The organism is Bradyrhizobium sp. LB11.1, assembly GCF_040549385.1.
GTDB lineage: Bacteria > Pseudomonadota > Alphaproteobacteria > Rhizobiales > Xanthobacteraceae > Bradyrhizobium.
Genome location: NZ_JBEPTH010000002.1, coordinates 28943 through 51168, shown reverse-complemented (window position 1 = coordinate 51168; position 22226 = coordinate 28943). Strand labels below are relative to the sequence as shown.

The 22226-nt window shown below is 62.9% G+C and carries 25 protein-coding genes and 2 pseudogenes; 13 read left to right on the top strand and 14 right to left on the bottom strand.

The annotated features are described in order from the left end of the window. Window positions 1–288 precede the first annotated feature (288 nt). Window positions 289–1089, bottom strand: coding sequence for a class I SAM-dependent methyltransferase (locus ABIA96_RS04150; protein ID WP_354135766.1), 801 nt, complete (start codon window positions 1087–1089; stop codon window positions 289–291). A 389-nt stretch (window positions 1090–1478) separates the two neighbouring features. Between ABIA96_RS04150 and ABIA96_RS04145 the strand changes: the two genes are divergently transcribed. After that, entirely contained in the window at window positions 1479–2507 is a 1029-nt protein-coding gene (locus ABIA96_RS04145) for a glycosyltransferase family 2 protein (RefSeq protein ID WP_354135765.1), read from the top strand. A gap of 18 nt (window positions 2508–2525) precedes the next feature. Here ABIA96_RS04145 and ABIA96_RS04140 read toward each other — a convergent pair whose 3' ends face one another. Beyond that, entirely contained in the window at window positions 2526–3461 is a 936-nt protein-coding gene (locus ABIA96_RS04140; RefSeq protein ID WP_354136411.1) for a glycosyltransferase, read from the bottom strand. Between the two features lie 250 nt (window positions 3462–3711). Here ABIA96_RS04140 and ABIA96_RS04135 point away from each other — a divergent pair, with 250 nt between their 5' ends. From ABIA96_RS04135 to ABIA96_RS04120, 4 genes are all read left to right on the top strand, one after another. Continuing rightward, entirely contained in the window at window positions 3712–4779 is a 1068-nt protein-coding gene (locus tag ABIA96_RS04135; protein WP_354135764.1) for a glycosyltransferase, read from the top strand. A gap of 40 nt (window positions 4780–4819) precedes the next feature. Continuing rightward, window positions 4820–6172, top strand: a complete 1353-nt coding sequence (locus tag ABIA96_RS04130; RefSeq protein WP_354135763.1) for an O-antigen ligase family protein — start codon at window positions 4820–4822, stop codon at window positions 6170–6172. Between the two features lie 142 nt (window positions 6173–6314). Continuing rightward, entirely contained in the window at window positions 6315–7460 is a 1146-nt protein-coding gene (locus tag ABIA96_RS04125) for a GNAT family N-acetyltransferase (RefSeq protein WP_354136410.1), read from the top strand. A 78-nt stretch (window positions 7461–7538) separates the two neighbouring features. After that, window positions 7539–8423: a protein-L-isoaspartate O-methyltransferase family protein gene (locus ABIA96_RS04120; protein ID WP_354135762.1), complete on the top strand. Its 885-nt coding sequence runs from the start codon at window positions 7539–7541 to the stop codon at window positions 8421–8423. Window positions 8424–8497: 74 nt separating this feature from the next. On the opposite strand, the gene wrbA is transcribed toward ABIA96_RS04120, so the two are convergent. Genes wrbA through ABIA96_RS04105 form a run of 3 tightly spaced genes read right to left on the bottom strand, consistent with a single transcriptional unit; the run spans window position 8498 to window position 10631 of the window. Beyond that, a complete protein-coding gene (wrbA, locus tag ABIA96_RS04115; protein ID WP_354135761.1) occupies window positions 8498–9097 on the bottom strand; it encodes an NAD(P)H:quinone oxidoreductase in 600 nt (199 codons plus the stop codon). Between the two features lie 46 nt (window positions 9098–9143). Next, the gene (locus ABIA96_RS04110) at window positions 9144–9842 is read right to left on the bottom strand and encodes a pirin family protein (RefSeq protein ID WP_354135760.1); all 699 of its coding nucleotides are present in this window, start codon (window positions 9840–9842) and stop codon (window positions 9144–9146) included. A gap of 36 nt (window positions 9843–9878) precedes the next feature. Then, on the bottom strand, window positions 9879–10631 hold the full coding sequence (locus tag ABIA96_RS04105) for an SDR family NAD(P)-dependent oxidoreductase (RefSeq protein WP_354135759.1): 753 nt from the start codon (window positions 10629–10631) through the stop codon (window positions 9879–9881). 117 nt (window positions 10632–10748) lie between these two features. On the opposite strand from ABIA96_RS04105, the gene ABIA96_RS04100 reads away from it, so the two are divergent. Next, the gene (locus ABIA96_RS04100; RefSeq protein ID WP_354135758.1) at window positions 10749–11684 is read left to right on the top strand and encodes a LysR family transcriptional regulator; all 936 of its coding nucleotides are present in this window, start codon (window positions 10749–10751) and stop codon (window positions 11682–11684) included. A gap of 131 nt (window positions 11685–11815) precedes the next feature. Beyond that, the gene (locus ABIA96_RS04095; protein WP_502918799.1) at window positions 11816–12409 is read left to right on the top strand and encodes an REP-associated tyrosine transposase; all 594 of its coding nucleotides are present in this window, start codon (window positions 11816–11818) and stop codon (window positions 12407–12409) included. Between the two features lie 41 nt (window positions 12410–12450). On the opposite strand, the gene ABIA96_RS04090 is transcribed toward ABIA96_RS04095, so the two are convergent. Continuing rightward, window positions 12451–12708: a hypothetical protein gene (locus tag ABIA96_RS04090; protein WP_354135756.1), complete on the bottom strand. Its 258-nt coding sequence runs from the start codon at window positions 12706–12708 to the stop codon at window positions 12451–12453. Window positions 12709–13114: 406 nt separating this feature from the next. On the opposite strand from ABIA96_RS04090, the gene ABIA96_RS04085 reads away from it, so the two are divergent. Further along, complete coding sequence (locus ABIA96_RS04085) at window positions 13115–13471, top strand: hypothetical protein (protein WP_354135755.1); 357 nt, start codon at window positions 13115–13117, stop codon at window positions 13469–13471. 40 nt (window positions 13472–13511) lie between these two features. Here the strand turns inward: ABIA96_RS04085 and ABIA96_RS04080 are convergent, their stop codons facing one another. The 4 genes from ABIA96_RS04080 to ABIA96_RS04065 all read right to left on the bottom strand — a co-directional run bounded on the left by ABIA96_RS04080 (window position 13512) and on the right by ABIA96_RS04065 (window position 16778). After that, window positions 13512–14342, bottom strand: a complete 831-nt coding sequence (locus ABIA96_RS04080; RefSeq protein ID WP_354135754.1) for an adenylate/guanylate cyclase domain-containing protein — start codon at window positions 14340–14342, stop codon at window positions 13512–13514. Between the two features lie 63 nt (window positions 14343–14405). After that, the gene (locus tag ABIA96_RS04075; protein ID WP_354135753.1) at window positions 14406–14873 is read right to left on the bottom strand and encodes a YbaK/EbsC family protein; all 468 of its coding nucleotides are present in this window, start codon (window positions 14871–14873) and stop codon (window positions 14406–14408) included. 46 nt (window positions 14874–14919) lie between these two features. Further along, window positions 14920–15657, bottom strand: coding sequence for a haloacid dehalogenase type II (locus ABIA96_RS04070; protein WP_354135752.1), 738 nt, complete (start codon window positions 15655–15657; stop codon window positions 14920–14922). A gap of 110 nt (window positions 15658–15767) precedes the next feature. Then, window positions 15768–16778, bottom strand: coding sequence for a zinc-dependent alcohol dehydrogenase family protein (locus ABIA96_RS04065; RefSeq protein WP_354135751.1), 1011 nt, complete (start codon window positions 16776–16778; stop codon window positions 15768–15770). Between the two features lie 84 nt (window positions 16779–16862). Here ABIA96_RS04065 and ABIA96_RS04060 point away from each other — a divergent pair, with 84 nt between their 5' ends. Further along, window positions 16863–17210, top strand: a complete 348-nt coding sequence (locus ABIA96_RS04060; RefSeq protein WP_354135750.1) for a MerR family transcriptional regulator — start codon at window positions 16863–16865, stop codon at window positions 17208–17210. Window positions 17211–17226: 16 nt separating this feature from the next. Here the strand turns inward: ABIA96_RS04060 and ABIA96_RS04055 are convergent. From ABIA96_RS04055 to ABIA96_RS04045, 3 genes and pseudogenes are all read right to left on the bottom strand, one after another. After that, window positions 17227–17331 (bottom strand): annotated as a pseudogene (locus tag ABIA96_RS04055) (haloacid dehalogenase type II); the annotation flags it as partial. 224 nt (window positions 17332–17555) lie between these two features. Continuing rightward, window positions 17556–18173 (bottom strand): annotated as a pseudogene (locus tag ABIA96_RS04050) (dienelactone hydrolase family protein); the annotation flags it as partial. 88 nt (window positions 18174–18261) lie between these two features. Beyond that, window positions 18262–19146 carry an amidohydrolase family protein gene (locus ABIA96_RS04045; protein ID WP_354135749.1) on the bottom strand — a complete coding sequence of 295 codons (885 nt, stop codon included), beginning with the start codon at window positions 19144–19146 and terminating at the stop codon, window positions 18262–18264. A 340-nt stretch (window positions 19147–19486) separates the two neighbouring features. Here ABIA96_RS04045 and ykgO point away from each other — a divergent pair, with 340 nt between their 5' ends. The 3 genes from ykgO to ABIA96_RS04030 all read left to right on the top strand — a co-directional run bounded on the left by ykgO (window position 19487) and on the right by ABIA96_RS04030 (window position 20747). Continuing rightward, the gene (gene ykgO, locus ABIA96_RS04040; protein ID WP_006611362.1) at window positions 19487–19612 is read left to right on the top strand and encodes a type B 50S ribosomal protein L36; all 126 of its coding nucleotides are present in this window, start codon (window positions 19487–19489) and stop codon (window positions 19610–19612) included. A gap of 110 nt (window positions 19613–19722) precedes the next feature. Beyond that, the gene (locus ABIA96_RS04035) at window positions 19723–20361 is read left to right on the top strand and encodes a tetratricopeptide repeat protein (RefSeq protein WP_354135748.1); all 639 of its coding nucleotides are present in this window, start codon (window positions 19723–19725) and stop codon (window positions 20359–20361) included. A gap of 125 nt (window positions 20362–20486) precedes the next feature. Beyond that, window positions 20487–20747 carry a hypothetical protein gene (locus tag ABIA96_RS04030; protein WP_354135747.1) on the top strand — a complete coding sequence of 87 codons (261 nt, stop codon included), beginning with the start codon at window positions 20487–20489 and terminating at the stop codon, window positions 20745–20747. 8 nt (window positions 20748–20755) lie between these two features. Here ABIA96_RS04030 and ABIA96_RS04025 read toward each other — a convergent pair whose 3' ends face one another. Continuing rightward, the gene (locus ABIA96_RS04025) at window positions 20756–20938 is read right to left on the bottom strand and encodes a hypothetical protein (protein ID WP_354135746.1); all 183 of its coding nucleotides are present in this window, start codon (window positions 20936–20938) and stop codon (window positions 20756–20758) included. A 329-nt stretch (window positions 20939–21267) separates the two neighbouring features. Between ABIA96_RS04025 and ABIA96_RS04020 the strand changes: the two genes are divergently transcribed. Beyond that, the gene (locus ABIA96_RS04020; protein ID WP_354135745.1) at window positions 21268–22224 is read left to right on the top strand and encodes an alpha/beta fold hydrolase; all 957 of its coding nucleotides are present in this window, start codon (window positions 21268–21270) and stop codon (window positions 22222–22224) included. The last annotated feature ends 2 nt before the right edge of the window (window positions 22225–22226 follow it).

Below are 22226 nucleotides of genomic sequence, written 5' to 3'. Positions count from 1 at the left end.
CTTTCATTCCAACGGCCGCGGGCTGAGGGGTTACTCTTCGCTTTACGCCTCGCACCGGGGATATAAGTGCGCAATCAACGCAACAGGGAAAATTAACCATACTCATTGAGGGACTATTCACCGAAATGGCAAACAAAGCGTTTAAGCGCAGGCCGCCATCTGCCGCGTCGTTGTGACGCTTCGGCGGCAGCACTCCCTCAGTGATTAACGGTTCGTTACCGTGCGCGCCTTGTGGCGCACGCGCGTGCGGCTTCGCAACGTGATAGCCGACCTGCGAGCGCACGGCGGTTAGCGCTTCTGCAGGATAACGTGATAGTCGCCGCGGCGGACGTCGGTGCCACGCGGAAGCGCCGCGTTCATCAGCGCAGCGCCGGCGTCGACGAGGGCGGCGAACAGCGGTTTGCGCTGACGCATCTCGGGATAGCGCGGGCTCTCGACCTCACGGCGGTAGATCGTCTCGAGGCCATGGGCTGCCGCGAACGCTTCGAGCTTCGACAGCGTCACCAGCGGATGGAAGAAAGTCGGGAACGGCGCCTCGCCAGGCAGCCCGGCGGTCTTGATGCCGCGGATGTTGCGGTAGAACCAGACATGAAACCAGTGCGGCGAGTACTTGGTGACGACGCCGGACAGCGAGCGGGGATTGGGCGCGCCGATCAGGATCATGCCGCCGCGTTTGAGCGCATCGCGGAAGTTCAGGAGCGCAGCCTCGACGTCGGGCAGGTGTTCGATCACGTTGTAGCAGATCACGACGTCGAAGGTTTCTGGGCCGAAGCGATAGGTCTGCACGTCGCCGAGGATCGCCTCGTCGGCATAGGTGTTGTTGCGGACCTGGTCTTCGTCGATGTCGACGACGGTGACGTGGCTGCGGCCGAGCACATCCATGGGCAAGAAGCTCGAAGAGCCGCCGCCGGCCTCGTAGATCGCGAGCCGGCCTTGCGGAAGCTCGCGGCGCAGCACCTCGTGAACGCCGAGCAGGCTGTCCCGGGCCTCGCCGGCGACGAGGTCGAGCAGTGCCTGGGTGTGCGCAGGACTTGTGGGCTCGTTGGCGCTGGTAGCTGTCGCGAAATCGATCGTGGCTGACTTGTTCATGTTCTCTGACCGCGCTTGTTCGACTCAAATTACAGGAAAAATCTCTCGTGCTCGAAGTGCAAATCCGATGCCGCGAGCCTTCACCGGTCGCGGTGCTTACGGTCGGGTTAATGCGCCCATGCGTTAACTACGGCATTGTTCATGTTGCGCCGTTAGCGGGTGATGGACTGCAAATTGCAGTATCATGCGCGCAGGAGTCCGCAGGAAAAACACGCGAAAGCGGTTAAGCGCATGATGGGACGCGTCGTAGCCGGGAGATCAGCGTCGCGGCGCAGTTCGAGCGCTGGAGCAGGCCGTCCATTCTGGGACGTATCTGTCCCGTGCGGCCGTGTCGTCGCGGGACAAACGACGCAGGGCTTTTTCAACATATCTCAGGCAACTAGAACGCAATGACACTGATCCCGACCGATTTGTCCGCCAGCAGGATCTCCGATGCCGTGCGCGACCCCAACCGGGAGATCGCCGCGAGCTCGCGCGTCATTGACCTGTCGGTCGGCATCGTCGTCTGCGTTCCCTGCTTCCGCCGGCCCGAGCATCTGCGGCTGACACTGGACTCGCTCGTCAACCAGCGCACCCCGCGCTCCTTTGCCGTGGTCATGGTCGAGAACGACGCGGCGGGGGGCGCAAGCACGCCGGTTGCCACCGAGTATCTCGCTTCCGGCAGGCTCCAGGGCGTCTGCCTGGTCGAGAAGCGACAGGGCAATTGCCAGGCGATCAACGCCGCCTTCGAGACGGCGCAGGCGCTGTTTCCCGCTGCAACCCGCTTCCTGATGGTCGACGACGACGAGATCGCCTCGCCGGACTGGCTCGAACTGATGGTTCGCACCGCCGAGGCGACCGGCTCCGACGTTGTCGGTGGGCCGGTGTTGCCGGTGTTCGATGACGATAGCCAGCCCTGGCTTGCGCGTCATCCCGCTTTCCGTCCCGCTTACGACTACACCGGTGCGGTGCCGCTGATTTATGGCTGCGGCAATTGCCTGATCACGCGCGCGGCGTTCGAGCGGCTCGGCAGTCCCGCGTTCGATCTGAGCTTCAACTTTCTCGGCGGCGGCGACTGCGATTTCTTCTATCGCTGCCGCAATGCCGGCATGACATTCCACTGGACGGCGGAGGCCGTCATCACCGAGACCGTGCCGCAAAGCCGCACCAGCCTCGGCTGGATCGTGAAGCGGAGCCTGCGCATCGGGGCCATCAACTACCGTGTGCAGATCAAGGCCGCGCAGGGCGCATCGGCGCGGACGCGGGTGTTTGCGCAGATGCTCGGTCGGCTGCCGCTGTCGCTGGTTCGCTCGGCTCGCCTGCTGACGTCATCGAAGGCCGTCGTCGCGATGCATCCCGTACTGGTGGCGGTCGGCTCTGCGCTCGCGGCCGTCGGCTTCGACCCGAAGCCCTATGAGGCGTCGAAGATCGTTTCCTGACGCGCCTGGGTCAGCCTGTTAGATGCCGAAATAGGACAGAGCGATCTTGATCGTGGATCGCGGCATCGCCTTGAGCGAGCGCCGCCCAACCATGCCGAGATAGGCAAGCGCCTCGCGATATCTCCCGAAACGGACCGCCTGCGTCGCCGCATAGGTCACGAGATGGATTTCGGCCGCCTGCCGCAGCCTTGGTGCTGCGCCGGTCGGCAGCTTGGCCAGGATCATTTCGTCGTCGAACATACGCGCGACCGCCGGGAAGAAATCCTGCGGCGTCCGCACCGCGGCGTTCATGGTGTTGGCCGTGTGCAGGCGATAATCGAGCAGAAGTTTCGGCACATAGGCGAATTCGCCGAGTGCTGCGAGGCGGCACCAGCAATGCCAGTCTTCGCAATAGCGGAGCGAGACGTCGAAGCCGCCGGTTGCACGGAATGCGTCGGCGCGTACAAGCATGATGCCGCCATTGACAATGAAATTGCCGCTGGCGAGGCGCTCCAGCACATTGCCTGAGGGCTTGCGCCGTCCTTTCAACAGGTCGCGCCTCCCGATCGTCAATCCAGCACTGTCGATCGTGTTGTAGTCGCCATAGATCAGCACCGCATGCAGTGCGGTCTTTGCCGCCGTCAGCAGCGTCGTCACCGCACCGGGCCGCAGGCGATCATCCGCATCGAGGAAGACCAACCAGTTCCCGCGCGAGTTTCGTGCGCCAAGGTTTCGCGCGGCCGATACGCCGCTGGCATCGTTGGCCATCAGGCGGAGCCGCGGGTCGCCGATGGCACGGACAATCGCCACGGTGTCGTCGGTCGAGCCGTCGTCGACCACGATCATCTCGGTAACGTCGCCTTGCGTCAGCGCGCTTGCGATGGTTTCACCGATATAGGCCGCGGCATTTTTCGCCGGGATGACGACGGAGACCGACTGCGTCGCCGTGCGCGCGTCGGTCGGGGCATCGAGCATGGCGTCGGCGAGGGTCAAGCGAAGGCTCGTCGTTTTAATGATCTGTTAACCAGGCGAAGGCGGCAACCGCTTGTCCTGGCTGGCGCGGATGATACCTACATAACGATCAAATCGTTGATGCGAAGGCCGTCGTGTCGGCGGTTTCGTAGATTAGCGTTAAACCTGTGGCGTTAAGCCTGTAGCGGCTTTCGAGAGGTGCGACAGCCGGTCTCATGCGAGAATGCAGGCCTGATTGCCGCGGATGGATCCAGTGCCCGCAAAGACGTTCGACTACAATCCCGACGATATGATCCTCAACCTGTTCTACGAGGACAAGGATGATCGCTGGTTTGCCGGCGACCGGCATCTGCGGCGCATGGCGCGCAAGATGCTGTTCGGCGAGCCGCGCATGAGCGGACAGCTGCGCGTCTTCCTCAATCTTTGCGCCGGGCTCGACCGACTCGATATCCGCTATCGCATCAACGACTACGGCTACATCGCGAAGCATCCGGAAGAAGTCGCCTGCATCATCGGCCGCACCTTCCTGCTCGACAAGTTCGCGTGGAAAAATCCGATTCTGCTCGGAGTGGCCGCGCACAATCATCCATTCGACGATCCCGATCTGTTCAAGCGTCTTCCGGTCAAGAAGGTCGTGGTGCCCGGTCCGTGGTACGCCGAGATGTACCGGCCGCATTGGCCGGAGACGGAAGCCTGGCCGGTCGGCATTGATACCGGTCTGTGGACGCCGTCGCGCCCGCGCGACAAGACCGTCGACGTTCTCCTCTACGACAAGGTCAGCTGGGATCGCGGCCGCTACGTGCCGGAGCTGGTCGAGCCGGTTCGTGCGCGACTGATCAAGGAAGGCCGCTCCTTCACCGAGTTGCGCTACGGCAGCTACAAGGAAGAAGACTATCAGGCGGCGCTGGCGCGTTCGCGTGCGATGATCTTCCTGTGCCAGAACGAGAGCCAGGGCATTGCCTATCAGCAGGCCCTGTCCAGCGGCGTGCCGGTGTTCGCCTGGGATCCCGGCGGCCCGTGGCCTGATCCCGACTATTATCCACACCGCGTGCAGTTCGAGCCGGTGTCGTCGGTGCCCTATTGGGACGATCGCTGCGGTCTCAAATTCGTCGACCGCACCGGCTTCGAGGGGCGCTGGACTGATTTCTGGACCGGCTGCACCTCCGGCCAATTCGATCCACGCGGCTACATCATGGACAACCTCACGCTGGAAGAGCGCGCGCTGCAATATTACGAGATCGCACGCAGCGTCGCGCGGCAGCAGCGGGCACCTGCCGCCTCCGGCATGCTGGTTGACGGATGGTTAACGGGGATGGGTTAGACCTCGGAGGCCCCCCTTGTCCCGCATTCGGCCTTGAGGCATGGATCGCAGCGCCGCAGACATGACTGACGTCGAGGCCCGGTCGCTCGGTCACGCGCTGCGTGACGAGCTTGCGAAGCTGAATGTCGTCCAGATGGCGCGTTGCCTCGTCGTGGTGGTGGCTCTGCTGCTGGTCATGATCACGCTCGATCCGTTCCCCGATCTGCGTAGCGAGGACGTCGCCACCGTCGTCGGCGGACGCATGGCGCTGAACTACGTCACCTTCGGCCTGCTCGCCGTAGTTGGGGTGATGCTTGTTCTCACCACCGATGCGCCCTCGCTGAAGACGCTGGTGACGCCGCTGCATCTCTGCCTCGTCGGCTGGATGCTGATCAACGTCGTTCTCTCCGAGAGCCGCGAGGTGTCGATCCAGCGCTTCGTGCTCGCCGCAAGCGTCACCTCGCTCGCGGTGATCCTGCCGCTGCTGCCGCCGACGCAACGGAGCTTCAATCAGTGTCTCGGTGGTGCCGCACTGGTGCTATTGGCGCTGTGCTTTCTCGGCGTCTTTTTGGCTCCGCAATATTCGATCCACAGCGCACTCGACATCACCGAGCCGCAGCTCGCCGGCGACTGGCGCGGCAGCTTCGGCCACAAGAACGTCGCCTCGCCGGTGATGACCATTCTGGTCTATGTCGGCATTTACCTCTCTGCCGTCGGCTCCTTCGTGATGGGCCCGGCGATCGCGCTGCTGGCCGGCATCTTCCTGATCTTCACCGGCGGCAAGACATCGTCGGTGTTGTGCCTGGCCATTTATGCCCTGGCGTCGCTCGTCTACGTCACGCGCAGCCTGTGGCTGAAGCGGATCATCTGTTTCGCGCCGCTGATCGTGATGAATTTGCTGACGGTCGGCAGCGTCATGAGCCCGGCGCTCGGCGGCATCACGCGAGCGCTCCCGGTCGATCCCACCTTCACCGGCCGTTCCGACATCTGGGAGTTCGCGCTCGCAGCGGTGGCGGAAAAGCCGATCATTGGCCACGGTTATGCGGCGTTCTGGGATGACGTCACCGAACGGCAGACGGCCAAGGGCTCCGAATGGGCGGTGACCGCGGCACACAGCCATAACAGCTATCTCGACCTTGCCGTCACCATTGGCCTGCCGGGCCTGCTGCTGGTCGTTCTCATCTTCGTTCTCGCGCCGCTTCGCAATTTTCAGGAGACCCAGGCTCACAACCGCAGCAACGCACTGGGCAAGCTGTTCCTGACCATCTGGCTGTTCGGGCTGTATTTCGGCACGACCGAGACCTTTCTGCTCGAACGGCAGAATCCGGTCTGGTTCATGTTCGTGCTTGCCGTGGCCGGACTGCACTTCCTGGCCAGATTCCAATGCGTCTCGCGAATGGAACCCGGCGGGTGACAGCTTGTCGCAGCCGGGCGTTCCATATCGGGACATTGCGCGCTGCTGCCGGTATCGGCTTAACGATAAGCAGCGACGTAACTTGTGGTCTGCGGCAAAAGATAATCTATCTGGGAACGTTCAGTAAATGTATGCCCAGCGAATGGCGTTTCTCAGCCTCGAGCAACTAGATAGTCGGGTGTCCAGCACGTCAGGAATCTCAGTCGATTTCTTGCGTGACTGGGGACAGGCCGCATTGCGCCTGAGTGCCGGCCATCGCACCGCGTTTCAGCATGGTTACTGGCTCAATGCCTGGTACGATGCCTTTCATGGCGTAGCACCACTGATCGCGATCATCACCGATACGACGAGCGGCAAGGACATCGCGATGGTGCCGATGTTCAGCCACGTCAGGCGCGGCATCCGCGTCGTCGAGTTTGCCGATCTCGGTGTCTCCGACAACAACGCTCCGATCCTGGCCTGTGATGCGACGTTCGATGCGACCGGCGCGCAAGCGATCAGCGCGGCGCTGGTCGGGGCCTTGCGCGCCTTGCCTGATGGCTTCGATCTGCTGCGCCTGAAGAAGTTGCCGGCCTATGTCGGCGCCAGGCCGAACCCGCTGGTGTCGCTCGGCCGTTCCGGCTCCTGCTCGCTCAACGGCAATCTCGTTCTGACCGGCGACGACTATGCGGACTATCAGGCCTCGATCAAGCGCATGCAGATGCCGCGATGCTGGCGCGTGTTCAGCCGTCATGCCGGCGCGCGGTTCGAGATCGCCACGGACGTTGCGCGCGCGCACGAGCTTCTCGACGTGATGGACGTCCAACAGCAGGAGCGCATGCAGAAGCTCGGCTCGCGGTTCGTCCTCAACGACGAGGCTTATGCCGGGTTCTACCGCGACGTGGCCCGGCAGGGTGTTGCGGAAGGCTATGCGGTGATCTCAGCGCTGGTCTGCGACGAGGGCATCGTCGCGACCACGCTCGGCGTCAGATACGGCGCGACCTATTATTTGCTGCGGATCGGCCATGCCGGCAAGCAATGGGCGAACTGCTCGCCGGGGCTGCTCGTGACCGAACGCACCATGGCGGCGTTGCATGCGCAAGGCGTGCGGCGCTTCGATCTCAGCATCGGCAATCACGATTACAAGCGCCGCTTCGGCGCCGAGCAGGTCGCCCTGACCGATGTCAGCGTCGCCCTGTCCTGGCGCGGGCTGCCCTATGTCCTGCGCGACCATGCTGCACAAGGCTTGCGCCGCCATCCGAAGCTCGCCGCGATCGCTGCGCGGGTGATTGGCAAGGGCACGCGCTAGAGCGACCGACGCTCGCGGGTTGCAGGGTCACTCGAATATCGCAGTGATTGTGCTATCGTCGTTCCGCCAGGAGGCGACATGGACGATAGATCGGAAAAATTTCGTGCATTCTTCGCGCAGTTGATTTGCGCTGCGGCCAAGACGACAGACCCGCGTATCGCGCAGGCCTTTCGCAACGTGAGGCGCGAACCCTTCGCCGGACCCGGGCCGTGGTCGATCTCGTTCGGCGGCCACGCTTACGTCGTGACGCCTGATGACGATCCAGCCTTTCTCTATCAGAACGCGCTGCTGGCGCTGGATCCCGAGCGTGGCGTCAACATCGGCATGCCCGGCGCGCACGCTTATTGGCTGAGCGGCTGCGGCGTCAGGGAAGGCGAGACCGTGCTGCAGATCGGTGCGGGCACCGGCTATTACACCGCCATTCTCGCCGAACTCGCCGGTCCCAATGGCCGCGTCTATGCCTATGAGATCGACGAGCGCCTGGCGGGGCTTGCACGCGAGAATCTGAAGGACATCGCCACGGTCGAGCTGCGCGAGCGCTCGGGCATTGCATCCGATTTGCCTGATGTCGACGTGATTTATGTCTGCGCGGGCGCGGCACAGCCGGCCACGGAATGGCTGGCGGCGTTGCGGCCCGGCGGCCGGCTGATGTTTCCGCTGGCGCCGGAGGGCGTGCTCGGCGGCATGTTGATGATCACGCGCCCGGAGCAGGGGACGGTCTGGCCGGCGAAATTCTTGGGCCGGGCCCAGTTCATCGGCTGCGCGGGACTTCAGGATGCGGAGGCCGGAAGGCGATTGGCCGAGGCATTCGCCAAGGGTTGGGAGAGCGTGCAGTCGTTGCGACGGGGGGACGCGCCCGACGACACCTGCTGGTTCGCCGGCGACGGCTGGTGGCTTTCAACAGCGCCCGCATCTGCGCCGGCGGTCAGCATCCCGGCACACGCGGACATCACGCAGGCCTAAGGCCTCATGGGGTGGCGTTCTCACAAGGGACCGCCACCCCAATCGCAACCGGTTGCGAAGCTTAGGCGTGAAGCTCAGCCATTAAGCTTCTTGGCGGCCTCCGCGATCTGGCGCCCCTGATAGCGCGCGCCGGCCAGCTCATTGGCGCTGGGCTGGCGGCTGCCGTCGCCGCCAGTGATCGTGGTCGCGCCATAGGGCGAACCGCCGGTCACTTCATCGAGCTTCATCTGGCCGGCGAAGCCGTAGTTCAGGCCAACCACCGTCATGCCGAAATGCAGGAGATTGGTGATGATCGAGAACAGCGTCGTCTCCTGGCCGCCATGCTGGGTCGCGGTTGCGGTGAAGGCGCCGCCGACCTTGCCGTGCAATGCGCCCTTGGCCCAGAGCCCGCCGGCCTGGTCGAGGAAGTTCGCCATCTGCGAGGCCATGCGGCCGAAGCGGGTGCCGGTGCCGACGATGATCGCGTCGTAATTCGCGAGGTCCGCGATCTCAGCGACCGGGGCCGCCTGGTCGACCTTGTAATACGAGGCCTTGGCGACCTCGGCGGGCACCAGCTCGGGCACGCGCTTGATGTCGACGGTGGCGCCGGCCTCGCGGGCGCCTTCAGCGACGGCATTGGCCATCGCTTCGATGTGGCCATAGGCCGAATAATACAGGACGAGAACTTTGGTCATGATGGTCTCCGTTGGGATCTGATGGACGTTGTTGTGTGAGCGGCGCTTACGCCGCATCGACGAGCACGAGCTCGGAATCTTCCAGCGCGGTGATTGTCAGCCTGGCCTCGTCGCGGATCGCGGCGCCATCGCGGGCGTTGACGCGCACGCCGTTGATCTCGACCGCGCCTGCCGCCGGCACCAGATAGAGGTTCCGTGACTTGTTCGGCTCGTACTCAGCGCTCTCGCCGGCCTTCAGCGTGGTGGCGAGCACCCGCGCATCGGCGCGGATCGGCAGCGCGTCGGTATCACCTTCGATCCCGCTCGCGATGGTGACGAGCTTGCCGGAGCGATCCGCCTTCGGAAACGGTTTCGAGCCCCAGGTCGGCTGTCCCCCGCGCAGCGTCGGCTCGATCCAGATCTGGAAGATCCGGGTCTGCGTCGGCTCGAGATTGTACTCGGAGTGGCGGATGCCGCTGCCGGCGCTCATCACCTGCACGTCGCCGGCTTCAGTGCGGCCCTCGTTGCCGAGACTGTCCTGATGGGTGATCGCGCCTTCACGCACATAGGTGATGATTTCCATGTTGGCGTGGGGATGGGCGGGAAAGCCGGTATTCGGCGCGATCTCGTCGTCGTTCCACACTCGCAAGACGCCATGGCCCATGTTGTTCGGGTCATAATGGCTTGCGAAGGAGAAATGATGTTTTGCTTTCAGCCAGCCGTGATCGGCGCCGCCGAGTTTATTAAACGGTCTGAGTTCGATCATTTGCGTAATCCTTGTGTGAGTGGGTTGGCGCCTTGATCAGGCACCAAACCCGCCGTCGACATTGAGCACGGTGCCGGTGACGAAGGAGGCTTCGGGGCTCGCAAGGAAGACCACGCCGGCTGCGACTTCCTCAGGCCGGCCGAAGCGCTGCAGCGCGTGCTGCTTGCGCTGGGTCTCCGCGAACTCGCCGCCATCCTTCGGGTTCATATCGGTGTCGATCGAACCGGGCTGCACCACGTTCACGGTGATGCCGCGCGGACCGAGGTCACGCGCCGCGCCCTTGGTGTAACCGACCACGGCCGCCTTGGTGGCGACGTAGTCGGCAAGGCCGGGGAACGAGGCGCGGTCGGCGAGCATGGATCCGACGGTGACGATGCGGCCGCCTTCACCCATCAACTGCGAGGCAGCACGGATCGCCGCGATCACGCCATGCACGTTGACCTGGTCCTGCCGCTCCAGCGCAGCCGTATCTGCATTCGCGTCGTCGATCGCGCCGCCATTGGCGACACCGGCATTGTTGACGAGGATGTCGAGATGGCCGAACTCCTTGGCGACGTCGTTGACGAGTTTCGTCACGTCCTTGGCGGAGGCCTGGTCGGCCCTAAAGGCGCGGGCCTTGACCCCCTTGGCCTTCAATTCGGTGACGACAGCTTCGGCCTTCTCGGGCGAAGCGACGTAGCTGATGGCGACGGCCGCGCCTTCATCTGCGAGAGCGCGGGCCGAGGCTGCGCCGATGCCGCGCGAGCCGCCGGTGACGAGGGCAACCTTGCCTGAGAGCTTCTTGGTCATTTGGATTTCTCCAGTCCTGAACTTCCGATGACCCTTGGATAAGCCTCCGCTTGTGGTATAGAAATAGAAACTGTCGAAACACATTGTTTCCTTAAATATCCTGATTGGATCGGTTGCATGGCAAATCTGCCCGATTTCGAGGCGCTCGCGATCTTCGCAAAAGTCGTGGAATTACGGTCGTTTGCGGGGGCTGCGAGCGAGCTAGCAATGTCCAAGGCCACGGTGTCGAAGGCCGTGACCCGGCTGGAGGAGCGGCTCGGCGCCCGCCTGTTCAACCGCACCTCGCGCCGGCTCGCGCTGACCGATGCCGGGCACAAGCTTGCCGATCGCGCGACGCGCCTGCTCGCCGACGGTGAGGCGGCCGAGAACGAGGCGCTGGCGCAATCGGTGGCGCCGCGCGGCCTGGTGCGGCTCGCGGTGCCCATGACGTTCGGGATCAAGGCGGTGGCGCCGTTGCTGCCGGAGTTTTTCGAGACCTATCCGGAGGTCTCGGTCGACCTGCATTTGAGCGATGCGACCGTTGATCTCATCGGCGAAGGCTTTGACATGGCGGTGCGGATCGCGCGGCTGCCGGACTCTTCACTGATCGCGCGACGGCTCTTCACCATGCCACGCTTCACGGTGGCCGCGCCGTCCTATCTCAAGAAGCATGGCCGGCCGACGCATCCGATGCATCTCGCCGAGCACAAATGCTTCAGCTACGCCTATCTCTCCACGCCGAACGTCTGGCACTACACCAATTCGGCCGGCGAGCAGGCCAGCGTCCGCCCCGGTGGCCAGCTTCGCGTCAACAATGGCGAAGCCGTGATGCCGGCCCTGATCGCCGGCCTCGGCATCGCCGAGTTGCCCGAATTCATCGTCGGCGATGCCATCTCCTCCGGCGCCGTCGAAGTGATCCTGAAGGACTGGAAGCAGGCCGAAGGCGCCGTGCACCTCGTAACCCCACCCGGCGGCCCGCGCCCCGCGCGCGTTGAAGCGCTCGGCGATTTTCTCGCAGCAAAGCTGCCGGGCACCTGCAAGCGGCGGCCGAAGAAAGGCGGGAAGGCGGGGTAGATCACTGCGTGGGCACGGCGCTTTGCGCCTTTGCCCACCCTACGAGATCTCGCTAGTCTATCGTCTTCGCAAGCTGTCGTAGGGTGGGCAAAGCGAAGCGTGCCCACGCCTTCGCCTGAGGGAGATCGCAATTGTCTCGGTATCGGCGAGCACAAGGCAAGATGTTCTTCTTCACTGTCGTGCTCGCAGATCGGTCGAGCACCCTGCTCGTCGACCAAGCTGATCGCCTGAGACGAATCTATCGAACCGTCTTTCAACGCCGGCCATTCGAAACGGTCGCAATTTGTATCTTGCCTGACCATCTCCACGCGATTTGGACCCTGCCGGAGGGGAACATTGACTTTTCATTGCGTTGGAATCTGATCAAAGCCGGCTTTTCGCGCGGCTTGGAGGCTGGCCCGCCTTCAATGAGCAAATTGAAGAAGCGCGAAAAGGGAATTTGGCAGCGCCGCTACTGGGAGCACGCAATCCGCGATGACGCGGATTTGGAGCGCCACGTCGATTACATTCATTTCAATCCCGTGAAGCACGGTCTTGTCCCGCGCGTGTGCGATTGGTCGCTTAGCAGCTTCCACCGCTACGTCGACAACGGCACACTTCCCCTGGATTGGGGAGGCGACATGCGGGATATTGCGGGGCATTTTTCGGCGAGTGATCGTGGGCACGCTTCGCTTTGCCCACCCTACGAGACCTCGCTGGTCGATGGTCCTGAACAACTCTCGTAGGGTGGGCAAAGGCGCTCTTGCGCCGTGCCCACCACCTCTCGCTACGACACCTTCACCCCGTCGATTGCGACAATGCGCAAGCTGGGCTTCACCGTTTCCTCCAGCTGCGACTTCAATTCCTGAACACGCGGGTCGGTCGAGCGCGCCGCGCACACTGCGTATTGATGGACCGATTGCGCCAGGGCGTGCCGCGCTTCCGGCGTACACGTGACGTCGGGCTTTGAAAGCCGCAGGACGATCGCTGCGAGGTTCACCAGCATCTCGTCCAGCGCGACGTCGATGGTCGCGAATTTTCCCATAACGCACTCCCTCCGCACACTCCCCCGGCAGGGCAACGGAGGATGCAGGGATGCGTTCCGGAGCGGGGCGAACATGGATAATGCTTCGTAAACAACCTGTTCTTGTCGATCGTCGCGCCGTTGATGCATTGCCGTTGTTGCGGGCCGCATTACCCCAACCGGCCTGGCGATGGAGATGTTTGCCAACAGTGCCGATATCAAACTGCTGCACGTGCCGTTCCGCGGCGCCGGCATTCTCCGACTTCGTGGCGACCGACAGCGCGCGGCTGATCACGGCGGTGAAGAAGATCGGACGGGTCGAATAAGTTCCAGGCAAATTCTCGCTTTCACGTCTTGTTGTTCGGCAAGAAACCTTCTCCCGCCTCATTGATTGACGAGAATTGGCGGGATTGAGAAGGACGAGCACATGCGGACAGGGCAGATCGCGCTCAGTGTTGCACTTTCGATCGGCGGCATCGCGGCGCCGGGTGCTGCATTCGCGCAAGAGCATCGCGGCACGCTGGAACAACAAATGGCCTGTACGCCCGACGTGTGGCGCCTGTGCAGCGACCAGATTCCTGACGAGAACCGTATCGTGGCCTGCCTGCAGCAGAATACGCCGCAATTATCGAGCGGATGCCGCGCGGTGTTTCAGTCGAACAATCAGATGCAGTCGCAGCAGCAGGTTCCGCGCAATCGGGCTCTGCCGCCGCGCTACAACGCCGTGCCGCCACCACCACCTCAGCAGGTGCAGCCGCGGCCGTATGACGATGACGACGATTAGCGCTGGCTGTCGGCGCGAAGATGCGGTCGTACCGCCCCGTTCAGCGCTCGCCCTTGCTGTCTGACTCAGGTCGATGTCGAAGCGCCATCCGCAAGAGGGCACCGAAGAGCAATACGGCGACCGGCCAATGGAACCAGATTCTATGCGCGTTAGTGAACAGATTGATCAGAATTAAAAAGGCCGACACCGTGAGGGCCGCTGCAACCGGGCGGGGCAGCTTCGCCAGCCAATCCGAGACGACATTCGTCGACGAGGATGGCTCATGCCTGCCGATCCGCGGAGGACGCGCTGTCTCCCGGAGAGTCGGGCTTTCTTCGCTCGGGAAGCTCCCTGGCCCGGCGGTCCGGCCGCCGAGGGTCAGCCGATAACTGGTCAGGGGCGCAATGTTCTTCAGGGGGCGCTGGCCGAGACAGTCGAAGCCAACGGATAGTTTGTTGTGCACCTGATCGTAGACCGAGCTCGAGATCACAACGCCGCCGGGGTCGGCGAGTTCTTGCAGCCGCGACGCGATATTGACCCCGTCGCCATAGATGTCGGTGCCATCAACCATCACATCGCCGAGGTTGATGCCGATGCGAAACCGCATCGGGTGCGCGCGAGGCGGGTCCGAATCCTGATTGGAAATTTCCTGCTGAATCTCGACCGCGCATTGTACGGCCTCGACGACGCTGGCGAACTCGGCGATGATTGCATCGCCCCAGGTATTCACGATGCGGCCGTCATGACGCTCGACCAATCCCGCAAAGGAAATGCGGTAGCGGCGGAGCGTCTCCAGCGTTCCCGTCTCGTCTGCCTCCATGAGGCGGGAATAGCCGTGCACATCGGCGCACAGCACGGTGGTCAGTCGTCGTTTCACCTTGTCGTCGGTCATCGTCCCTATGCTAGCCTCCCTGACCGGCAAATGCATCAGGCATCGGTCCGCGCCGTCGCCGCCTTACGGCCTGACCTCGCAGACGTCGACCCACTCAGCCGCAGTCAGCTCGGCCATCCGCTCCGGCGTAATGCGCACGGCGCTGTGGGTCGAGCCCGCGGCCGGCACCACGACGTCGAATGCCTTCAACGACACGTCGCAATAGACCGGCAGCGGTGATCTCAGCCCGAAAGGGCAGACGCCGCCGACCTCGTGACCGGTGATCTCGGCGACCTCTTCCAGCCCCAGCATCTTCGGCTTGCCGCCGAACGCAGCCTTGACCTTCTTGTTGTCCATCCGCGAGGTGCCGGCGGTGACGATCAGAATCACGCGCTCGCCGATCCGCAGCGACAGCGTCTTGGCGATCATACCGGGCTCGACGCCATAGGCTTCCGCAGCCAGCGTCACGGTCGCCGAGCTGATCGGGGATTCCATGACGGAAATGTCGGGGGCTTTCTCGGCGAAGAAGGCGCGAACGGATTCCAGGCTCATTCCAGTCAGCTCATTCCAGTCTTACGGGCGGGCGGCGACGCCCGGGTCATCCAGGGATGATCCCGGGCAGTTCCGAGAGCGAACGGACGCGATGGTCCGGTGCGAAGCCGAGTTCGTCCATCTGGGTGCGGATCGCCTTGAACATGGTCAGCGGTGCCACGAGTTCGTTCTCGACGCAAGCCAGCGCCATGGCCTCCGGCGTCACCCGCTCGATCCAGGCAACGTTGAGCCCGAACGCTTTCGCACCGGCCACGTCCCAGGGATTGGAGGAGACGAACAGCACCTCATCCGGTGCAGTACCGAGCGCCTCGCCGATCAGCTCATAGGCCTGCGGGCTCGGCTTGAAGATCTTCTTCGCATCGACGCTGATGGTGGCATCGAGCAGCCGGTCGAGGCCGGAATTGCGCACCAGCGCATTCAGCATGTCCGGGCTGCCATTGGAGAGGATGGCAAGCTTTCTCGGCTTGAGCGCCGCGAGCGCTGCCGTCGCGTCGGAATAGAGATCGAGATGCAGGTACTTCTCGATGACGCGCTCGAAGGCCTCGTTCTCATAGGCAAGCCCGAGCACGCGCAGCGTATAGGCCAGCGAGTCGCGCGTGACGGCAGAAAAATCCTGGTAGCGCCGCATCAGCGAGCGCATCCAGGTGTATTCGAGCTGCTTGATCCGCCAGACCTGCGTGATGATCTCGCCGTAGCCCGGAAACGCGTCCTCGGTGATCTCAGCGACCGACTGGATGTCGTAGAGCGTTCCGTAGGCGTCGAAGACGACGGCTTTGATGGTCATAGGCCGGTCCTCCGGGATCGTTGCAGTCGCAGGGACTATACAAGGCGATGCGATGTCGATCCAAGCGGGAAAGTCGAAGTGAGCACCTTGCCTTGCGACGCTTTTGGCCCCTAGAGCTTCACGACGATCTTACCGAAATGTGAGCCGCTCCGAAGATGAGCATAGGCTTCGGGGACTTCGTCGAAGCGGTAGACCCGATCGACGATCGGGTGGATCGCATGTTCGGTCAGGAAGCGGTTCATCGCTGTGAAATGCTCGACCGATCCGACGGTAACGCCAATGATATCGGCATTCTCCCACTGCAGGCGCGCGAGGTCGGGCTTGGGGCCGAACCCTGTCAAAACGCCGATTTGAACGATCTTGCCGCCTGATGCGACCGATCGCAGCGATCGGTCATAGGTGCCGGGACCGCCGAGTTCGAGAATGTGACCGGCGCCTTCGCCATCCGTGGCTTTCATCAAAGCGACATCCCAGTCAGGCGTGTCGCGGTAGTTGATGAGGATCGAGCCACCCAGCGCCTTGGCACGGGCGAGCTTCTCATCCGAGGAGGAGATCACGATCGCGCGCGCGCCGAGCGCTGCCGCGAATTGAAGTCCGAACAGCGCGACGCCGCCTGTTCCCTGGACCAGCAGCGTGGCGCCTTTGCCCATCCCACCGCGAGCGATGAGGCCATGGAAAGCCGTGACGCCGGCACAAGGCAAGGTCGCGGCTTCGACCGAGGACAAATGCGGCGGCACGGGGACGAGCGCATTTGCCGGCAGCACGACATACTCTGCCAGCATTCCGTCCATCGTGTTGCCACCGAGGGATGACGGAACATACCTGGACTTGAACGGTCCCGAGACCCAATCGCGAAAGAACGATGCGGCGACGCGGTCTCCGGGCTGCCATTGCGCGACGTTGGAGCCGATGGCGTCAACGACGCCTGCGCCATCGGAGAGCGGCACGCGGCCGTCAAGCTTGTTTTGGCCTGCGCGGTCGAGGATCAGGAGGTCGCGGTAGTTCAGACTGACCGCTTCGACCCGGATGCGAACCTCACCGTTAGCGGGTTCGGGCTTGCTGACGTCAGCTCGCACAAGGCGGCCCGCATCGGCATGGCTATTCAAATGGTAGGTTTTCATCGTTGCTCCCTTCACAAGCGGCATGACTTGGATGAACACCGCCTGTAGGGTCTGACAGCGCTGTAAGGGTCAAGAGGTTTTCAGATGAAAATTGGCGAGCTCTCCCGGAGGACGGGCGTCAGCGTCCGAATGCTGCGTTACTACGAGGCCGAAGGACTGCTTGCGCCGTTGCGGACCGAGTCCGGTTACCGCGATTATGGCCCGGAGGAAGAGCAAACCGTGCGGCGGATCAAAATGCTTGGCGCGGCCGGGATGACGCTCGAAACGATCCAGCGCTTGCTACCGTGCGTGCGCAACAACGATCCCGCCTTCACGCCATGCAACGAGCTGCGAAGAATACTGGCCCAGCAGGTCGGCCTGATCGACGAGCGCATCGAGACGCTCAGCCAAAGCCGGACAATTCTGGCGGGCTATCTGGCAAGCGTGAACTGATCGCACGCTACGCCGCCATCAGGGAGCGCAACCATATGTATTGGAGCTGCTTGATCTGCCGGACTTGTGTGATGATCTCGCCGTAGCTCGGAAACGCATCCTCCTCCGCAACCGATCGGATGTCCTACAGCGTCCCAAAGGCGTCGAAGGCGACGGCCTTTGATCGCTATTTGGATTGGGCATCTCTGCCGATTGTTGCATCCAGAAACGTGTGTAGATCCCGGGCCGCTTGATCTGTCGCCGCTTGGTTGAACTCGAAATGATGTTGCGATCCCGATGTGGGCTTTCGAGCTTAGGCGCATCAAACCCGTGATGGGCGTCGGGATAGACAACGAGCTGAATCGGAACTCCCTGGTTTGCCTGTCGTGATATCCCCCAACTGCTGCGGCCCGACACAAGCTTGAGGCACTCATCCGCTGAATTCACTTCGTCGCGTGCACCGGTGAGGATGAGCGTCGGAACGGTCATGTCTCCCTTCAGACTTGCGCAAGGTGGGCAGAACGCGGCTGCGGCGCCGAACTTGTTCGGTGCGCCCTGCGGGATCGTGACCCGCTCGACGGAGGTGAGGGAGGAGAAGCCACCCCACGCGAACCCAACGACGGCGATGCGTGCAGCGTCAACCGACGACTGGCCTGCCAGAAAATTCAGGGCATGAGTCGCGTCCGACGTAAAATCGGCTGATGGCCGGTCGCGACACCCGGTCTTGATGCCGCGCGGCCCGAAACTGTCGACCGAAAGCGTGACATAGCCCCAGCCGGCGATCCGCTTGCCCCAGCGTTCGTCGATGCGTTGCCAACTGCCATTGCAGCTGTGCAGCAGGATGACGGCCGGCCACGTGCCGGCGCCATTCGGTCGCCTCAGGTAACCCTGCAGTGGATGCGCACTCGCCAGCGGCGTTTCGATCTCGACGATCGTGCTGTTCGATTGAGCCAGAGCTTGGGGACAGGCGAGGGCCTGTCCCATCAGGAGAATGCCCGTGACGACAGCGATCTTAGCGAGGGTCAACATCGATCAACATCTCGCCTGGCTGCCGCTGATTGTGGGCCGCTCTTTATATCCCCAGAATCTTGCGCGCGTTGGCCTTCAACACTTTTGGCCGGATTTCGTCGCGGATGTCGAGCTTGGCGAAGTCGGCCAGCCAGCGATCCGGCGTGATCACCGGCCAGTCCGAGCCGAACAGCATCTTGTCCTGCAGGATCGAGTTGATGTAGCGCACCAGGATCGGCGGGAAATACTTTGGCGACCAGCCGGAGAGGTCGATATAGACGTTCGGCTTGTGGGTCGCGACCGACAGCGCCTCTTCCTGCCAGGGGAAGGAGGGGTGGGCCAGGATGATCTTGAGGTCGGGGAAATCAGCCGCGACGTCGTCCATGTACATCGGGTTGGAATATTTCAGCCGCATGCCCATGCCGCCGGGCATGCCCGAGCCGACGCCGGTCTGGCCGGTGTGGAACAGCGCGATCGCGCCGCCATTGTTGATCTCTTCGTAGAGCGGATAGGCCATGCGGTCATTGGCGTAGAAGCCCTGCATGGTCGGGTGGAATTTGAAGCCGCGCACGCCGTAGTCCTCGATCAGCTTGCGCGCCTCACGCACGCCGAGCTTGCCCTTGTGCGGATCGATCGAGACGAAGGGGATGAGGACGTCGAGATGGTCGGAGGCGATCTCCAGCATCTCCTCATTCTTGTAGCGGCGGAAGCCGGTCTCGCGTTCGGCATCGACCGGGAAGATCACCGCGGCGATGTTCTTGGAGCGGTAGTAGGCCGCGGTCTCCGGCACGGTCGGCGGATGCTTGTGCGGCGACTTGAAATAGTCGGCCATCTGCGCCTGGAAATCGTCGTAGCCGTCGTCGGCATGGGTGCCGCAGGGCTCCTCGGCATGGGTGTGGATGTCGATGGCGACGACATCATCGATATCAGGCAGCTTCAGCTTCGGCATTGGTGTCCTCCCGACGGGTTGTCAAATTGATTATATGATATAACGAATTTGGCAAGGCGTTGCGGAGGCAAAACGGTAGCCCGCAAAAGTCCTTGCCGTGCTTGGCTGCGAATGGATAGATCGGGCCGATCCGGCCGTTTCTACTGTGCATGGGGTTGTTTTCACGAATTTGCCGGTTCGGAACCGGGCAGTTAACATTGACATGACCTCCCGCCATGCCTTAAGAACCGCCCCATCCCGGGCGGCCGGTCCGCCAGCGGGAAAGATCTCATTTTGCCACATTCGCGCGTGCCGAAACGGTAGTGCCGAACACGGCCTTTCGAACGTTCAGGATTCTGCCATGAAGGTCCGTAACTCGTTGAAGTCGCTGCGCGGTCGCCATCGCGCCAACCGCCTGGTCCGCCGCAAGGGCCGGGTCTATGTGATCAACAAGGTGCAGCGCCGCTTCAAGGCTCGTCAGGGCTGAGTTTGCCCTGCCGGACGCCTCACCGCGCGCTCCCGCAAGACCACGGTCTCACACGAGTTTGACGCCGCCCCTGCTATGCAAGGGCGGCTTTGCGCGTTTAGACTTTCACCATGGCAATGAGATTCCCTTTCGCACGCACGCTGTGTCTGGCCCTGGTTCTCGGAGCCGCCGGCCTCGCGCCGGCGCTGGCGCAGGGTGATCCGGCCCCGCCGGCGAAGCAGCAGAAGAAGCTGCCGGAGCCGCCGGCCAAGTTGCCCAAGGCCGACCGCACCAAGAATCTCGATTTCCTGTTCGGCGCGCTGAAGGCTGCGCCTGACGATGTCAGCGCCAAGCACGTCGAGGCGCGGATCTGGGCGATCTGGATCCAGACGCCGAGCGACACCGCCGCTCTCCTGATGGCGCGGGCCAAGGCTGCCGTCGATGCGCAGAAGATCGACATCGCGATCAAGCTGCTGGATTCGGTCATCAAGCTCCGCCCCGACTACACCGAAGCCTGGAATCGGCGCGCCACGCTCTATTACATGCAGAACGATTATGCCCGCTCGCTCGCCGACATCCGCGAGGTGCTGATCCGGGAGCCCCGACATTTCGGCGCGCTCGCGGGGCTTGGCATGATCATGCAGGACGTCGGCGACGAGAAGCGCGCGCTCGAGGCCTACCGCAAGGCGCTCGCCGTCAATCCGCACCTCGAGAAAATCCCCGAGCAGGTGAAGGCCTTGACCGAGAAGGTCGAAGGCCGCGACATCTAGTCGATAAGTCGATCATTTTTCGAACGGTCGCGGCGCGATGCGATTAACCACGATCAAAAGCGCTATGTCGCAAGGACTATTGTCGCCGCTGCCGCGGGTTTACCTGCATGGCAGGAGCAAAAGCCATGAAGCGTTTGATCTTTGCTTGTAGCTTGCTGCTGGCGTCGGGGACGATGAGCCTTGCCGACGGACTGTTCTGGGTGGTCGGCAATCGCGCCACCGGAAAATGCAACATCGTGACCAGCAATCCAGTCATCGACGGCGACGTCTGGTTTGGCGACGGTCCTTACAAGTCCAAGTCCGATGCCAGGCTTGCCCGCTCGACCATCCGCGCTTGTCCCGCGCCCACGCCCGACGAGCAAAAGGCCGAGGACGGCGCGGGCTAACCTTCGCTTTAGTGCAGGACGCTGCCGCCGCGTTCCGCAAGACCATGATCGACCGCTGCGGCGTAAGCCTTTGCCAGTTCCGCCTCGAGATGCTCGTTGATCAGGAGCAGCGCCCGCACGGCCCCGCGCAGGTCGCCGTTGCAACTCGCGACGATCTCGTCGATTGCGGTGTCATTCGATCTGAAGCTCATCGAAAAATCCTCCGGTTCAAACCAGGACAATTCTGCCGGTCTTTCCCGCGTTCCCTGAGGTTGCGAGGAGGGATCGGCCCCCATCCGGATCTCAATGGCGGAACCGACCGTGGCGATTATAAGGAAGGTGCGATGACGACTGCATGAAGCTGGTCCGGGGCTTGTAGGTGCCGGATATAACTATTGATTCCATTGAGTTTTTTAGTTCGGCAATTATGCACATATCCACAGGGCGGCATTTCCGGTGGAAGCGCTGAGCCACCTTGAGCGAAACTACCGCCTGCCCAACCCGTAACTGTGATGTGCCCTGGATTGCCCGGACTCTCTCCATGATCATGATGTCAGCCGTGACGGCGCTGGTGCTGCTGGCGCTGGTCACGCAGGCCGGCGTTCTCGCGGTGCAACGCGCCTTTCCGCCCCAGGGCCGGATGATCGAGGTTGATGGCGCTGTGCTCCACGTCGTCGACATCGGCCCGCGCGATGCGGGCCTGCCGATCGTGATGCTGCACGGTGCGAGCTCGAACCTCGAAGTGATGCGGCATCCGCTCGGCGATCTCCTGGCCAAGCAGCATCGTGTCATCCTGATCGACCGTCCGGGCCATGGCTGGAGCACGCGCGCGCGCCGGCAGGATTCGACACCGGACATCCAGGCGCGGATGATTGACGCGGCGCTCGGCAAGCTTGGAGTCGATCGTGCGATCTTCGTCGTGCATTCCTGGAGCGGCGCGCTCGGCGCGCGACTGGCGCTCGATCACGCAAGCCGCGTTGCCGGCCTGGTGATGCTGGCGCCCGTGACCCATCCCTGGCCCGGCGGTGTCGGCCGCTACAACGAGATCATCGCAACGCCGGTGATCGGGCCGCTGCTCGCCTACACCATCACGCTGCCGCTAGGCTATTTCGTCACTGAGTCCGGCGTGCGCAACGTCTTTTTGCCGCAGACGATGCCGGACGGTTTCGTGAAGGACTCCGCGACGCCGCTGTTGCTGCGCCCGCGCGAATTCATCGCCAATGCCTATGATCTGGTGACGTTGAAGGCGTCGGTGGCCGCGCAGGCTCCGCGTTACGGCGAGATCAGAGTGCCCGTTACGATCATCGCCGGCGAGCCTGATAAGACGGTGAAGACCGACATCCACGCGCGCCCGTTTGCCGCGGCGGTGCCGAACGCAAAGTTGATCGTGTTGCCCGATCTCGGCCACATGGTGCAGAACGCGGTACCGGATCTCGTGAAGACGGAGATCGAGACGATGATCGGTCAAATCGCCCTGGCGCAGGCGGCCGCTGATTAGCG

What these genes read in the sequence shown, in the direction of transcription:
- ABIA96_RS04120 (WP_354135762.1), top strand. Translation starts at nt 7,539, where the DNA reads ATGGACGATAGATCGGAAAAATTTCGTGCATTCTTCGCGCAGTTGATT.
- ABIA96_RS04025 (WP_354135746.1), bottom strand. Translation starts at nt 20,938, where the DNA reads ATGAGCTTCAGATCGAATGACACCGCAATCGACGAGATCGTCGCGAGT.
- ABIA96_RS04075 (WP_354135753.1), bottom strand. Translation starts at nt 14,873, where the DNA reads ATGAGCCTGGAATCCGTTCGCGCCTTCTTCGCCGAGAAAGCCCCCGAC.
- ABIA96_RS04100 (WP_354135758.1), top strand. Translation starts at nt 10,749, where the DNA reads ATGGCAAATCTGCCCGATTTCGAGGCGCTCGCGATCTTCGCAAAAGTC.
- ABIA96_RS04035 (WP_354135748.1), top strand. Translation starts at nt 19,723, where the DNA reads ATGGCAATGAGATTCCCTTTCGCACGCACGCTGTGTCTGGCCCTGGTT.
- ABIA96_RS04130 (WP_354135763.1), top strand. Translation starts at nt 4,820, where the DNA reads ATGGATCGCAGCGCCGCAGACATGACTGACGTCGAGGCCCGGTCGCTC.
- ABIA96_RS04125 (WP_354136410.1), top strand. Translation starts at nt 6,315, where the DNA reads ATGGCGTTTCTCAGCCTCGAGCAACTAGATAGTCGGGTGTCCAGCACG.
- ABIA96_RS04140 (WP_354136411.1), bottom strand. Translation starts at nt 3,461, where the DNA reads ATGCTCGATGCCCCGACCGACGCGCGCACGGCGACGCAGTCGGTCTCC.
- wrbA (WP_354135761.1), bottom strand. Translation starts at nt 9,097, where the DNA reads ATGACCAAAGTTCTCGTCCTGTATTATTCGGCCTATGGCCACATCGAA.
- ABIA96_RS04020 (WP_354135745.1), top strand. Translation starts at nt 21,268, where the DNA reads ATGATCATGATGTCAGCCGTGACGGCGCTGGTGCTGCTGGCGCTGGTC.
- ABIA96_RS04080 (WP_354135754.1), bottom strand. Translation starts at nt 14,342, where the DNA reads ATGACCGACGACAAGGTGAAACGACGACTGACCACCGTGCTGTGCGCC.
- ABIA96_RS04150 (WP_354135766.1), bottom strand. Translation starts at nt 1,089, where the DNA reads ATGAACAAGTCAGCCACGATCGATTTCGCGACAGCTACCAGCGCCAAC.
- ABIA96_RS04105 (WP_354135759.1), bottom strand. Translation starts at nt 10,631, where the DNA reads ATGACCAAGAAGCTCTCAGGCAAGGTTGCCCTCGTCACCGGCGGCTCG.
- ABIA96_RS04090 (WP_354135756.1), bottom strand. Translation starts at nt 12,708, where the DNA reads ATGGGAAAATTCGCGACCATCGACGTCGCGCTGGACGAGATGCTGGTG.
- ABIA96_RS04045 (WP_354135749.1), bottom strand. Translation starts at nt 19,146, where the DNA reads ATGCCGAAGCTGAAGCTGCCTGATATCGATGATGTCGTCGCCATCGAC.
- ABIA96_RS04030 (WP_354135747.1), top strand. Translation starts at nt 20,487, where the DNA reads ATGAAGCGTTTGATCTTTGCTTGTAGCTTGCTGCTGGCGTCGGGGACG.
- ABIA96_RS04070 (WP_354135752.1), bottom strand. Translation starts at nt 15,657, where the DNA reads ATGACCATCAAAGCCGTCGTCTTCGACGCCTACGGAACGCTCTACGAC.
- ykgO (WP_006611362.1), top strand. Translation starts at nt 19,487, where the DNA reads ATGAAGGTCCGTAACTCGTTGAAGTCGCTGCGCGGTCGCCATCGCGCC.
- ABIA96_RS04060 (WP_354135750.1), top strand. Translation starts at nt 16,863, where the DNA reads ATGAAAATTGGCGAGCTCTCCCGGAGGACGGGCGTCAGCGTCCGAATG.
- ABIA96_RS04085 (WP_354135755.1), top strand. Translation starts at nt 13,115, where the DNA reads ATGCGGACAGGGCAGATCGCGCTCAGTGTTGCACTTTCGATCGGCGGC.
- ABIA96_RS04065 (WP_354135751.1), bottom strand. Translation starts at nt 16,778, where the DNA reads ATGAAAACCTACCATTTGAATAGCCATGCCGATGCGGGCCGCCTTGTG.
- ABIA96_RS04110 (WP_354135760.1), bottom strand. Translation starts at nt 9,842, where the DNA reads ATGATCGAACTCAGACCGTTTAATAAACTCGGCGGCGCCGATCACGGC.
- ABIA96_RS04145 (WP_354135765.1), top strand. Translation starts at nt 1,479, where the DNA reads ATGACACTGATCCCGACCGATTTGTCCGCCAGCAGGATCTCCGATGCC.